Source organism: Pseudonocardia charpentierae, assembly GCF_031845345.1.
Lineage (GTDB): Bacteria > Actinomycetota > Actinomycetes > Mycobacteriales > Pseudonocardiaceae > Pseudonocardia > Pseudonocardia charpentierae.
This window is the reverse complement of sequence record NZ_JAVREJ010000006.1, coordinates 189255-202694: the sequence shown is the minus strand read 5'-3', so window position 1 is coordinate 202694 and position 13440 is coordinate 189255. Positions and strand designations below refer to the sequence as shown.

Here is a 13440-nt window from a genome sequence, read left to right as displayed (position 1 = left end):
CCGTCAGGCCGTCCGCGCGCTTCCCGCGGCGAGCTGCTCCACCACCGTCGCGGTGTCGAGGTGCCTGCCGCGCGACCGCATCAGCCGCAGCGACCCACCCGCCCCGGTGTGGGCCCGGTCGACGGTGCTGCGCAGGAAGTACTGGTCGGTGTCGTCGTCGACGAGCACCAGGATGCGGCTCAGTGGTACCAGTTGCGTGAGCTGCGTGATGTCGGCGGTGACCCGCTCGTGCCCGCGGGTGAAGCCGCGCAGGTCCACCAGGATGCAGTCGCTGCGGCGCACCAGTTCCTGCAGCGCCTCGCGCCACAGGTCGTCGTGGCAGAACAGCTGGTTGACCCGGTACCCCCCGTCGGGGTCGGGATCCTGGTCGAGTTCGACGACCCGCTTGCGCAGCTCCCCGGCGTTCTCCATGACCGGGCGGGCGGGCCGGCCGCGGAGCAGGTCGAGGAACTCGCGGGGCTCGAGTGCGGCGTACGCGACGTCCGTCGTGGCGATCGTCGAGATGGTGCCGACGTGGCTCCAGTACGCGCCGAGCCGGTTCAGGAGGGTTCCGCTGTACCGCCGGGCGCCGGGCGTGCGCAGGAGCAGCAGCCGGTGGGGCGGGTCGACCGGGCGGGGCCGCAGGCGCATCGCGGCGGCCAGCACGAGCCGGAACACCAGGTGGGCCGTCCAGACCGCGAGCGCCGCGCGGACCCCCGACGGGACCAGCACGACGCAGTGCCAGGCGGTGGCGAAGAGCCACCACTGGGAGATGGTCACCGTCTGGTCGCCCGCACGCTTGCGGGCGTACTGCCGCGCACTCCGCACCAGGTGCCCGGCGCCTGCGAGGCCGATCACCGCCGTGGCCAGCACTGCGAGGAACGTGCCGACCTCGGCCGAGGCGCCGAACCACACCGCCCACTGCGCCGTCGAGGGGTACAGGAACAGCGCCGTGGCGGTGAGCAGCACCGGAGTGGCGAGGAAGGGGCCGACGGCGTGGAAGGCCGGGCCGCTCAGGGTGAGGAGCGCGAGCGCGGGCGGCACGACGACGACGCCGATCAGCACGACGGTCACGGACGGCGTGATCCCGGTGCCGATCGTCGAGAGCGGGACCAGCACGCCGTACCCGACCCAGACCTGCACGCGGGTCGACCGGGACGCCGCGAGCACCGACAGCACGGTCGGGACCAGCGGCCAGGCGAACAGCACCATCAGGCCGAGCAGGTTGCGCGGCCCGATCTCCACGCGTCCCGCTGTGAGCCACACGGCTCCGTCGACCAGGCCGCAGGCGAGCCCCGCCACGACGTAGGCGGTGACGGTGGCGTGCAGGCGACGACGGGCGCGCCGCCACGGGTCGTCCGGCGGTCCGCCTCCGGCGGGCCGGTGCGCCGCGTCGAGCCGCACCACCGGTGCGGGCCGGACACGGTGGTACGTCCCGGCAGGCGCACCGACCGGGACGGGCGGGGCCGCGACCGGCAGGCGCCTCGCCCTGCTGTGCACCGAGCGGCCGACGGCTCGGCGGTGGTGCCACAGCACGAGCAGGGACAACGCCGGGGTCACGACGACCGTGGCGCTCATCGCGACGAGGAGCAGGCCGAGCGGGTCCGGGGGGTGCGGGGCCATCGTGCGTCGACTTCTCCTCCGGGTGCCAGGCCGACGCAGACGCCGATCCACGAGGAAGAGCGACCGTCGAGACACGGTGATACGCCGTTTCTAACACGTCTCGAAAGGTGCTCTGTTTCGAACGAAAGGAAAGCACTTTCGTTTCCTGGCACTTCATTGACGGTTTCCTTCGCGCCGGTTAGCTTTCCTCCACCGAGGTGACCTGAAGCACCTCACGCCGGAGCCGGCAGACGGGGGTGAGCAGGTGGCTTCGCTGGACGAGTTCTCCCGGGAGCAGGTCATCCTCTCGGCCCTGCGCACCACCGGGCGGGTGGCCGTCGCCGACCTCGCCACGCGGTTCGGCGTCTCATCGGTGACGGTCCGCAAGGACCTCGACGCGCTGGAGCGCCGGTCGCTGCTGCGCCGGGTCCGCGGCGGCGCGGTGAGCCTCGGAGCGAGCGACGAAGGGTCGTTCGAGGCGCGGTTCACCGACTCCCGCGACCGCAAGCAGGCCATCGCGAAGGCCGCCGCGACGTCGGTGCGCGACGGCGACGTGATCGCGATCGACTCCTCGACCACGGCGTTCTACCTGGCCCAGGAGATCGTGGACCGGCGCGGCCTGGTCGTCGTCACCAACGGGCTGCGGCTCGCGACGCTGCTGATGGAGCAGTCGTCGGCCCCGGTGCTGGTGCTCGGCGGGGTGCTGCGCCGGTCTGCAGGGTCGCTCGTCGGCCCGATCGGCGACGTCCTGTCGAGCCGCGGCCGGATCGCGAAGGGGTTCTTCGGCCTCGTCGGCCTGTCGGTCGTGCACGGGCTGATGGACATCTCGGCCGAGGAGGCCCAGACCAAGCAGGTCATGGCCGCGGCCTGCGACGAGGTGCACGGTCTGTTCGACTCGACCAAGATCACTGGATTCGGCCTGCACCCCTTCGCCGGCTCGGAGCGCGTCGCCGCGCTCTGGACCGACGACGAGGCGCCGGCCGGGTTCGTCACCGAATGGCGCGACCAGGGTGTCGCGGTGCACACCGCGGCCTTCCGACATCGCATCGCAGACGTCGTTCCCCTCGGCGTGCACGGCCCCGGGCACCACGGTCCCGGACGCCACCCGCAGACCACGGGCAGCGGCTGAGTCCGCACCGCAGTTCCTGAAGTTCCGCGCTCCACCCTTGCCCCGACAAAGGAGTCTTGATGCGTCCTGCACGGAAACTGACCGCCGTGGTCGCGCTCGGCGCCGCCGCCGTGTTCGCGCTGGCCGGTTGTACGAAGAAGAACGAGGAGGCCCCCGCGGCCGGCGGTGCGAGCACCGGCGCGGCATCCGGCCAGACCTACAAGGTCGCGTTCGTGCCCAAGCTGCAGGGTGTGCCCTACTTCGAGGCGATGAACGAGGGCGGCAAGAAGGCCGCCGCCGCGCTGGGCAACGTGGAGTGGCTCTACCAGGGCCCGACCCAGGCCGACGCCGCGGCGCAGGCCGACATCGTGCGGTCCTACATCCAGCAGAAGGTCAACACGCTGATCGTGGCGCCCAACGACCCCGACTCGATGGCCCCGCTGCTCCAGCAGGCCAAGGACGCCGGGATCCACGTCGCGACCGCCGACACCGACGCCCCCAGCTCGGTCCGCGAGGCGTTCGTCAACCAGGCCACCGCCGAGGGCATCGGCCAGGGACTCACGGACTCGCTGCTGCAGGCGATGGGCGGCCAGGGCAAGTACGCGATCGTCTCCTGCGGCCAGACCGCGGAGAACCTGAACTCCTGGATCGAGGTCCAGAAGTCCTACACCGCGTCGAAGTACCCGAACGCGCAGATCGTCGACATCGTCTACGCCGGTGAGGACCAGGCCAAGGCGACCCAGATGGCGACCGACCTGATGAACGCCCACCCGGACCTGACCGGTCTCGTCGGCGAGTGCACCTCGTCGGCCCCGGGCGTCGCGCAGGCCGTGCAGGACGCGAACAAGGTCGGGCAGGTCTTCACCGTGGGCCTCGGCACCCCGCAGTCGATGAAGCCCTACCTGGAGAACGGCTCGTCGACGGCGGCGATCCTGTGGGACGTCCAGAACCTGGGCTACCTGACCGCGTGGACCGGTGCCCAGCTCGCGGAGGGCAAGCCGTTCGCCGCGACGAACGACGTCAGCCCGGACCTGTCGTCGATCGCGTACGACGAGAGCAGCAAGACCCTGCTCCTCGGCCCGCCGCTGGCGATCACCAAGGACAACGTGGACCAGTTCAACTACTGAGCCGGCCCGGTCCCGGCGGGCGGCGCGTCCGCCGGGACCGGCCCTCATCCGACGACGGAGTCCGAGGACGATGACAGTCGACCAGCCCTCCCGGGCGCCGGAGGCACCGGCACCTCAGGCCGATCCCGCAGCACGCCTGCAGCTCACGGGCATCTCGAAGCGCTTCGGTGCCGTGCGGGCGATCCGCAACGCGGACATCACCATCCGGTCGGGCCGCGTGCACGCCCTCGTGGGGGAGAACGGCGCAGGCAAGTCCACGATGATCAAGATCATCTCCGGGGTGGAGTCCGCGGACACCGGGACGATCGAGTTCGAGGGGCGCCCGGTCGCCATCTCGACCACCGGCGACGCCATGGCTCTCGGCATCGCGACCGTGTACCAGGAACCGCAGCTGTTCCCCGAGCTGACCGTCTCGGAGAACATCTTCACCGGTCGCGAGATCCGCAAGGGCGGCCGGATCGCCTGGGCGGAGCAGAACGCCAAGGTCGTCGAGCTCCTCGAGCTGCTCGGCCTCCCGGCCCGCTACGCCACCGTGCCCGTCGGCGACCTCTCGATCGCCGAGCAGCAGCAGGTCTCGATCGCGAAGGCCCTCGCAGGCGACGCGACGGTGCTGATCCTCGACGAACCGTCGGCGATCCTGACCGACACCGAGATCGAGGTGCTCTTCGGCGTCGTCCGCCGGCTGACGGAGTCCGGGGTGTCGGTCATCTACATCTCCCACCGGCTCGACGAGCTGTTCCGGATCGCCGACGAGGTGACGGTGATGCGCGACGGGCAGACCATCGGCACGTACCCGATCGGCGACCTGACCGTCCGCAAGGTCGCCGAGCTCATGGTCGGCGGCATCCTGTCCGACGAGCGCCCGCAGCGCGAGATCCCGGACGGGCCCGCCGTGCTCGAGCTCGACGGCCTGGGTCGCGCGGGCAAGTTCGACGACGTCAACGTGTCGGTCCGGCGCGGCGAGATCGTCGGCCTGTACGGGCTGGTCGGCTCCGGTGTCTCCGAGATCGCCGCGTGCATCTACGGCATCGACCGCGCCACGAGCGGGGAGATGCGGCTCGACGGCAAGAGGATCGCGCCGCGGTCGCCGGGTGAGGCGCAGAAGCTCGGCATCGCCCTGCTGCCCGCCAACCGCAAGCTCGAGGGGATGTTCGGCTTCCAGTCCATCGCCTTCAACATCTCGGCCGGGCACCTCCCGCTGCTGTCGCGCTTCGGCACCTTCATCGACCGGGCACGCGAGCGGACCGTCGCCACGGACATGATCAAGCGTCTCGCCGTGCGTACGCCGCACGAGCGCCAGCCGATCAGCGCGATGTCGGGCGGCAACGCCCAGAAGGTGGTCCTGGCCCGCCAGCTCGTGGAGCGGCCGGAGGTCCTGGTGCTGGCCGAGCCGACCCAGGGCGTCGACGTCGGGGCCAAGGAGGAGATCCACCGGATCATCCGGGAGCTGGCCGACAACGGCACCGCCGTGCTGGTGGTGACCTCGGACCTGCCCGAGGCGCTGCGCATCTCCGACCGCCTCCAGGTCGTGCGCGGCGGCACCACGACCGTCGAGTTCGGACCGGACGCCACGCAGGTCGACGTGCTGGCTGCGGCCGCGGGCGCCGAGTTCGGAGCAGATACGACCGCCACCCAGGTCGACGTGCTCGCTGCCGCCGCGGGTGCGGAGCACGGGGACGAGGAGAAGACCGCATGACCGCCACGCTGACCTCGCCGCCCGCAGGCGGCCCGCCGGCGGTGCCGAAGACGCGCCGCAGCCGCATCCTGCCCTCCCCGGTGACCGGCCAGGAGCTGGTCCTGCTCGGCGTGATCGCCGTGATCTGGGTCGGCCTCGCGCTCGCCACGCCGGCCTTCCTCACCGCGGGGTCGATCCGCCCGCTGCTGGTGGCCACCGCCCCGATCGCCCTCATCGGCGTCGGCATGACGATCATCATCATCACCGGCGGCATCGACGTCTCCGTCGGTGGCGCGATCATGGTCTGCTCGGTGATCACTGCGAAGGCGCTGGTCGCGGACATGTCGCTGGTCCCGGCCGTGCTGATCTCGGTCGCCGTCGGCGGGCTGCTCGGCCTGGTCAACGGCGTGCTGATCGCCTACGGGCGGGTGCACGCGATCATCATCACGTTCGGCACCGCGAACCTCTTCCTGTTCGTCGGCCTGCAGATCTTCGGCTCGAACACGGTCAACGGCATCCCGCAGACGTTCGACATCTTCGGTCGCGGCGCGGCCGGGCAGATCCTCGGGATCCCCACCGCCTTCCTGATCACCGCGATCATCAGCGCGGCCGCCTGGTGGTACCTGCGGCACACCGCGGGCGGGCGCCACTTCTACGCCATCGGCGGCGACGCCCACGCCGCCCGCCTGGCCGGTGTGAAGGTGCAGCGCCGTCAGCTGCTGGCCTACCTCGTCACCGGCCTGCTGGTCGGGCTGGCGTCGTGCTTCGTCATCGCCCAGGGCACCTCGACGCTCGACCAGTCGGTCGGCAGCGGCAAGGAGCTCGCCGTCATCGCGGCGGTCGTCATCGGCGGCACGTCGATCATGGGTGGCCGGGGCTCGGTGCTCGGCACGTTCCTCGGTGCGCTGCTGGTGCAGTCGGTGACCTCGGGCGTCACCCAGCTCGGCTGGAAGTCGCAGCTGGCGGACCTGTTCGTCGGCATCTTCATCATCATCGCGGTGGGCACGGACCTGCTGCGCGAGCGCGCGAGGAGGACCCGATGACCGCCACCCCGACCGCGACCCCGCCCGCCGAGGCAGCGCAGAAGGAGAACGGGGCGAACGGCGAGAGCACGGGCTCCCGCATCCTGCGGGCGCTGCTCACCCAGCGCATCGCGCTGCTGGCGGTGCTGATCGTCGTCGTCATCGCCTGGTTCTTCGCCCTCGACGCGGGCGGCTACCTCACCGCGACCTACGACTTCGACTACATGTCGTCGTCGCTGATCAACGCCGTGCCGCTGGCGATGCTCGGCCTCGCCGAGCTGCTGGTGATCCTCTCGGGCCGCGGCGGGATCGACCTGTCCGTCGGGGCCATCGTGTCGCTCGCGGGCATGGTCTTCGGCTTCGCCTACGGCGAGTGGGGCTGGCCGCTGCTGCCGGCGATCCTGTTCACGGCGGTCTTCGGCGCGCTCTGCGGAGCGCTCAACGGGTTTCTCGTGGCCTACGTCGGGTTCCCCGCGCTCATCGCCACGCTCGCGACGTTCTACGGCTTCAAGTCGCTCGCCATCGTCATCAACAACCAGAGCCCGATCAGCACGCCGCCGATCCAGGCCCTGTTCTCGATCACGAAGTCGGTCGAGCTGCCGGTGTTCGGCGCCTACGTGCCCGACGTCCCGCTCGGCCTGTTCACCTTCCTGCTGCCGGCGGCCGTGGTCGTGTGGCTGCTGCTCGCGCGCACGACCTACGGCCGCAGGCTCTACGCCGTCGGCACGAACGACGTCGCCGGCCGGTGGGCGGGGCTGCCCGTGCGGGGCACCCGGTTCAAGGCCTACGTCTACGCCGGACTGATCTCGGGGCTCGTCGCCGTGGTGACGGTCGCGCAGTTCGCGTCGGCCCGGCCGGACGCCGGCGTCTCCGGCAACGGGATGGCCCTGCCGGCCATCACGATCGCGGTGCTGGGCGGCGTGGCGATCACCGGCGGCATCGGCCGCGTGGCCGGTGTGGTGCTTGCGACCCTGCTGATCGTCTGGCTCAACGCCGGGATCCTGCTCGCCTTCGTCGGCAACGAGGGGTCGCAGTACCAGCTGCTCGCCCTCGGTGTCGTGCTGATCTTCGCTGCCCTGCTCAACGGCCTCACAACCCGCCGCTACGGCGGGACGAAGTGAGGATTCGGGACCGGAAGGACCTCGCATGACCCTCGCACCCGACACGGCCCTCGCGGGCCTGGACGACTTCACCATCGAGGTCCCGAGCTGGGCCTACGGCAACTCGGGCACCCGGTTCAAGGTGTTCCACACCGCGGGCGTGCCCCGCAACCCGTTCGAGAAGATCTCGGACGCAGCCCAGGTCAACGCCGTGACGGGGCTGGCGCCGCGGGTGTCGCTGCACATCCCGTGGGACAAGGTCGACGACTACGGCGCCCTGGCGACCCACGCCAAGGAGCTGGGGGTGTCGATCGGGGCGATCAACTCCAACCTGTTCCAGGAGGAGGACTACAAGCTCGGCTCGCTCACCCACGTCGACGAGCGGATCCGCGCCAAGGCCGTGCAGCACCACCTCGACTGCATCGCGATCATGCGGGAGACCGGGTCGCGGGACCTGAAGATCTGGCTGCCGGACGGCACGAACTACGCGGGTCAGGACTCGCTGCGGGAGCGGCAGGAGCGGCTGGCCGACTCGCTGCGGCAGATCTACGCGGCCATGGACGACGACCAGCGGCTGCTGCTGGAGTACAAGTTCTTCGAGCCCTACTTCTACGCGATGGACATCCCGGACTGGGGCACCTCGCTGGTGCACTGCCAGGCGCTGGGGGAGCGGGCGCAGGTAGTGCTCGACACCGGGCACCACGCGCCGGGAACGAACATCGAGTTCATCGTGATGCAGCTGCAGCGGGTCGGGAAGCTGGGGGCGTTCGACTTCAACTCCCGCTACTACGCCGACGACGACCTGGTGGTCGGCTCGGCGGACCCGTTCCAGCTGTTCCGCATCCTGGACCAGATCGTCGACGTCAGCGGGCACCTGCCGTCGTCGGGCATCAACTTCATGCTCGACCAGTGCCACAACATCGAGGAGAAGATCCCGGGCCAGATCCGGTCGGTGCTCAACGTCGAGCAGGCGCTGGCGAAGGCGCTGCTGGTCGACCGGGAGGCCCTGGCCGCGGCCGCGCGGGCCGGTGACGTGCTCGGGGCGAACGCGGTGCTGATGGACGCCTACGACACCGACGTCCGCGGGGTGCTCGCGGACCGCCGCGAGGCCCGCGGCCTGCCGCGCGACCCGATGGCCGCGTACGCGGCGTCGGGCTACGGGCAGCGGATCGCCGAGGAGCGCGTGGGCGGCACCCAGGCCTCCTGGGGCTCCTGACCGGCGCTCGTCCCTTGCAGGAAAGCCACTTTCCTGCAACGACCCTGCATGAACGTGGCTTTCCTGCAACTCCCGAGAACCCCTGGAAGGACGTCATGACCTCCGAGGCCGTGCGTGAGCTGATCGCCCGCTCGAACCGCCTGGGCTCCGACCCGCGCAACACCAACTACGCCGGCGGCAACACCTCCGCCAAGGGCACGGAGACCGATCCCGTCACCGGGCAACCGACCGAGCTCATCTGGGTCAAGGGATCCGGGGGCGACCTGGGCACGCTGACGGAGAAGAACCTGGCGGTGCTGCGGCTGGACCGGCTGCGCTCCCTGGTGGACGTGTACCCGGGGGTGGAGCGCGAGGACGAGATGGTGGCCGCGTTCGACTTCTGCCTGCACGGCAAGGGCGGCGCCGCGCCGTCGATCGACACCACCATGCACGGGCTGGTCGACGCCGCGCACGTCGACCACCTGCACCCCGACTCGGGGATCGCGCTGGCGACCGCGGCGGACGGGGAGAAGCTGACCGAGGAGTGCTTCGGCGACCGCGTCGCCTGGGTGCCGTGGCGGCGCCCGGGTTTCCAGCTGGGCCTGGACATCGCGGCGATCAAGAAGGACAACCCGCAGGCGATCGGGGTCGTCCTCGGCGGGCACGGCATCACCGCGTGGGGTGACACCAGCGAAGCGGCCGAGGCGAACTCGCTGGAGATCATCCGCACGGCGCAGGCCTTCCTCGACGAGCGGGGCAGCGCCGAGCCCTTCGGCCCGGTCGTAGCGGGCTACGAGCCGCTGCCGGAGGCGGAGCGCCGCGCGAGGGCCGCGGCGATCTTCCCGACGCTCCGCGGGCTGGCCTCCACCGACAACCCGCAGGTCGGGCACTTCACCGACAGCGACGCCGTGCTGGAGTTCCTGTCGCGCGAGAAGCTCGCCCCGTTGGCCGAGCTCGGCACCTCGTGCCCGGACCACTTCCTGCGCACCAAGGTCAAGCCGCTGGTCGTCGACATGCCGGGCACGGCGTCGGTGGAGGAGATCCTCGCCCGGCTGCCCGAGCTGCACCAGGCGTACCGCGCCGGCTACCAGGCCTACTACGACCGCCACGCGACCCCGGACTCCCCGGCGATCCGGGGCGCGGACCCGGCGATCGTGCTCGTCCCGGGCGTCGGGATGTTCTCCTTCGGCAAGGACAAGCAGACCGCCCGGGTGGCCGGCGAGTTCTACGTCAACGCGATCAACGTGATGCGCGGCGCCGAGTCGGTGTCGACCTACGCGCCGATCGCGGAGTCGGAGAAGTTCCGCATCGAGTACTGGGCTCTCGAGGAGGCCAAGCTCCAGCGCCTGCCGAAGCCCAAGGCGCTGGCGACCCGGATCGCGTTCGTCACCGGCGCCGGATCAGGGATCGGCAAGGCCATCGCCCGCCGGGTCTCGGCCGAGGGCGCCTGCGTCGTCGTCGCCGATCTGAACCTGGACAACGCGCAGGCCGTCGCGGACGAGCTGGGCGGGCCGGACAAGGCCGTCGCGGTGAAGGTGGACGTGTCCGATGAAGGTGCAGTGGACGCGGCGATCAGCGAGGGCGTGCTCGCGTTCGGCGGGGTGGACCTGGTGGTCAACAACGCCGGGCTGTCGCTGTCCAAGCCGCTGCTCGAGACCACCGTCGCCGATTGGGACCTGCAGCACGACGTGATGGCCAAGGGATCGTTCCTGGTCTCCCGCGAGGCGGCGCGGGCGATGATCGCCCAGGACCTCGGCGGCGACATCATCTACATCTCCAGCAAGAACTCGGTCTTCGCCGGCCCGAACAACATCGCCTACTCCGCCGTCAAGGCCGACCAGGCCCACCAGGTCCGGCTCCTCGCCGCCGAACTGGGTGGCCACGGGATCCGGGTCAACGGCATCAACCCCGACGGAGTGGTCCGCGGCTCGGGGATCTTCGCCGGCGGGTGGGGCGCCAAGCGCGCTGAGGTCTACGGGGTCAAGGAGGAAGACCTGGGCGCCTACTACGCCAAGCGCACCCTGCTGGGTCGCGAGGTGCTGCCCGAACACGTCGCCGACGCCGTCTTCGCGTTGACCGGCGGGGACCTGTCGCAGACCACCGGCCTGCACGTGCCGGTCGACTCCGGCGTCGCCGCGGCGTTCCTGCGATGAGTGCGGCGGCGTTCGCGGCCGTCGACCTCGGGGCGTCCAGCGGACGGGTCATGCTCGGCCGGGTCGGGCCCGACACCCTCGAGCTGACCGAGGTCAACCGGTTCCGCAACGGCGCGATCCGGCTGCCCGACGGCATGTACTGGGACGTCCTCGGTCTCTACCAGGACATCGTCACCGGCCTGCGCGGCGCGGTGCGGCAGACCGATGTGCTGGCCGGCCTGGGCATCGACACCTGGGGCGTCGACTACGGCCTGCTCGACGCGAACGGCGCGCTGCGCGGCAACCCGCACTCCTACCGCGACCCGCGCAGCGAGGCGGCGATCGAGAAGGTCCACCAGCAGATCGACCCGACGCGGCTGTACGCCGTGAGCGGGCTGCAGGTCATCTCGATCAACAGCATCTACCAGCTGGCGGCCGAACCCGACCTCCAGCACGCGCACCGCTTCCTCCTGATCCCGGACCTGCTCGGCTACTGGCTCACCGGCCGCGAGGCCGCCGAGGAGACGATCGCCTCCACCACCGGCCTCGTCGACGCCCGCACCGGCCTCTGGGCGCCGGAGCTGGTCGAGGCGCTGGGCCTGCCCGCCGGATTGCTGCCCGAGATCGTCCCCGCCGGGCAGGTCCTGGCGCCGCTGTCGCCGACCGTGCGCGAGGAGCTGGGGACGGACCAGGAGCCGCTGCTCACCACCGTCGGCTCGCACGACACCGCCTCGGCGGTCGTCGGCGTGCCCGCCACCGGCCCGAACTTCGGGTACGTCTCCTGCGGGACGTGGGCGCTCGTCGGCATCGAGCTGGATGCGCCCGTGCTGACCGAGGACAGCAGGCGGGCCAACTTCACCAACGAGCGCGGCGTCGACGGGACCATCCGCTACCTGCGCAACGTCATGGGGCTCTGGCTCCTGTCGGAGTCGATCCGGTGGTGGAACCTGCGCGGCGGTGAGCTCGACCTGCAGGACCTCCTCGACGCGGCCGCGACCCTCCCGCCGGGCCCGCGGATCGACCTGACCGACCCGGCCCTCCTCCAACCGGGCGACATGCCGGGCCGCATCGTGCGGGCCTGCCGCGAGGCGGGGGAGCGGGTCCCGGAGGGCCCGGCCGAGGTCGTCCGGTGCATCCTCGACAACCTCGCTGCGGCGTTCGCCGAGTCCATCGACCAGGTCGAGCGGCTCTCCGGACAGCCCGTCGAGGTCGTCCACGTCGTCGGCGGCGGTTCGCGGAACGCGCTGCTGTGCCAGCTCACCGCGGACGCGTGCCGGCGTCCGGTGGTGGCGGGCCCGGTCGAGGCGACGGCGCTGGGGAACCTGCTGGTGCAGGCGCGGACGCACGGGGTCGTGTCGGGCGACCTGGCCGCCCTGCGGGAGCGGATCCGGAGCACCGTGACGCTGACCCGGTACGAGCCGCGCACCGGCTGATCGCACCCGCAGCGGGGCCCGTGCGGCGGTTCGGGAGTGCAGCATGGTGGCTTTGCTGCACTCCGACCGCAGCAAAGCCACCATGCTGAGCACCCCGCCGCGTCGCAGATCGCGTGGTGCGTCGGTCCTACCTGCCGCGCGCCGGACCGCTCACGCGTGCCCCCGTCATCCGCGCCGGGTCGGCCTGCACCGTGGCGCGTGCCGCGCGGTGTGCCGTCCACGCGAGCATCCCCAGGCTCGCGACCGCGACGACCGCGGTGCCGATCAGCGACGACTGGCTGTCCCACAGGGTGTGCAGGACCACGGCGACGACGAACGCGCCGACGAACCGGAGGATCTGCCGGCGGCGCGGGGTGGCGGCCGCCGCGTACAGGGCCGCCGCGGCGATGCCGGTCCAGGCCATGTGCCCGGCCGGGCTCAGGAATCCGCGCAGCAGCAGGATGTCGACGGTGTCGGTGATGTCGCCGCCGCTCTTGATCAGCGTGGTGAAGGCGTAGCCCATGGTCTCCAGTGCGGCGAACCCGGCGCCGCAGGCGACGCCGATGAGCAGGCCGTCCGCGGGCGTGCGGTAGCGCCGCAGCGGAATCAGCAGGGCCAGCGGGACCAGCAGCTTGCTGGTCTCCTCGATCAGCCCGACGCCGAGCATGGGTAGGCCGCCCAGCGCCCGCAGGACGTCGAACTCGAGGGTGGCGGCGACGATCGTCCCGATGACGCCGCCGAGGAACGCCGATGCCGCGACGGCCGGCCCGGGCACGCGGTAGGGCAGGCGCCGGCCGTAGACGAACGCGACGAAGGCCAGCGGGACGATGCTCGCCCCGAGCAGGATCGCCGACGGGACGAGGTTCGGGTTCTGAGTCGCGACGAGCGTGCGCTCCTCGGCGATGAACAGGGCCGTACCGACGACGAGCACCACGAGCCAGGCATGGCGGCGGGCGAAGGTCGTGGGGGGCGGGGCGGCGGGGGTACCTGCGACGGACACGGTCTCTTCTCCCAGCGGGTGGACGATGGCGGCGCACCGACGATCGCGCGGCCGGCTCCAAGCGCGGTCCAACCCGCGCGTCGACGGC

General features: G+C 71.4%; 10 protein-coding genes. 8 read left to right on the top strand and 2 right to left on the bottom strand.

What is annotated here, in order from left to right; genetic code table 11:
- Positions 1–3 precede the first annotated feature (3 nt).
- Positions 4–1602 (bottom strand): hypothetical protein, encoded by a 1599-nt coding sequence (locus RM445_RS11620; protein WP_311556192.1) that lies wholly within the window; start codon positions 1600–1602, stop codon positions 4–6.
- Positions 1603–1846: 244 nt separating this feature from the next.
- Between RM445_RS11620 and RM445_RS11615 the strand changes: the two genes are divergently transcribed.
- The 8 genes from RM445_RS11615 (at position 1847) to RM445_RS11580 (ending at position 12373) form a co-directional block, all read left to right on the top strand.
- Positions 1847–2710, top strand: a complete 864-nt coding sequence (locus RM445_RS11615; protein WP_311556191.1) for a DeoR/GlpR family DNA-binding transcription regulator — start codon at positions 1847–1849, stop codon at positions 2708–2710.
- A 59-nt stretch (positions 2711–2769) separates the two neighbouring features.
- Positions 2770–3816, top strand: coding sequence for an autoinducer 2 ABC transporter substrate-binding protein (locus tag RM445_RS11610; RefSeq protein WP_311556190.1), 1047 nt, complete (start codon positions 2770–2772; stop codon positions 3814–3816).
- A gap of 70 nt (positions 3817–3886) precedes the next feature.
- Entirely contained in the window at positions 3887–5512 is a 1626-nt protein-coding gene (locus RM445_RS11605; protein ID WP_311556189.1) for a sugar ABC transporter ATP-binding protein, read from the top strand.
- A complete protein-coding gene (locus RM445_RS11600; RefSeq protein ID WP_311556188.1) occupies positions 5509–6534 on the top strand; it encodes an ABC transporter permease in 1026 nt (341 codons plus the stop codon). Before RM445_RS11605 ends, RM445_RS11600 begins: the two co-directional genes overlap by 4 nt.
- Positions 6531–7634 (top strand): ABC transporter permease, encoded by a 1104-nt coding sequence (locus tag RM445_RS11595; RefSeq protein ID WP_311556187.1) that lies wholly within the window; start codon positions 6531–6533, stop codon positions 7632–7634. Before RM445_RS11600 ends, RM445_RS11595 begins: the two co-directional genes overlap by 4 nt.
- Before the next feature lie 25 nt (positions 7635–7659).
- Positions 7660–8829 carry an L-rhamnose isomerase gene (rhaI, locus tag RM445_RS11590; protein WP_311556186.1) on the top strand — a complete coding sequence of 390 codons (1170 nt, stop codon included), beginning with the start codon at positions 7660–7662 and terminating at the stop codon, positions 8827–8829.
- A 95-nt stretch (positions 8830–8924) separates the two neighbouring features.
- On the top strand, positions 8925–10961 hold the full coding sequence (locus RM445_RS11585; RefSeq protein WP_311556185.1) for a bifunctional aldolase/short-chain dehydrogenase: 2037 nt from the start codon (positions 8925–8927) through the stop codon (positions 10959–10961).
- A complete protein-coding gene (locus RM445_RS11580; protein ID WP_311556184.1) occupies positions 10958–12373 on the top strand; it encodes a rhamnulokinase in 1416 nt (471 codons plus the stop codon). Before RM445_RS11585 ends, RM445_RS11580 begins: the two co-directional genes overlap by 4 nt.
- Before the next feature lie 127 nt (positions 12374–12500).
- Here RM445_RS11580 and RM445_RS11575 read toward each other — a convergent pair whose 3' ends face one another.
- Positions 12501–13352 carry a PrsW family intramembrane metalloprotease gene (locus RM445_RS11575; protein WP_311556183.1) on the bottom strand — a complete coding sequence of 284 codons (852 nt, stop codon included), beginning with the start codon at positions 13350–13352 and terminating at the stop codon, positions 12501–12503.
- Positions 13353–13440: the final 88 nt, after the last annotated feature.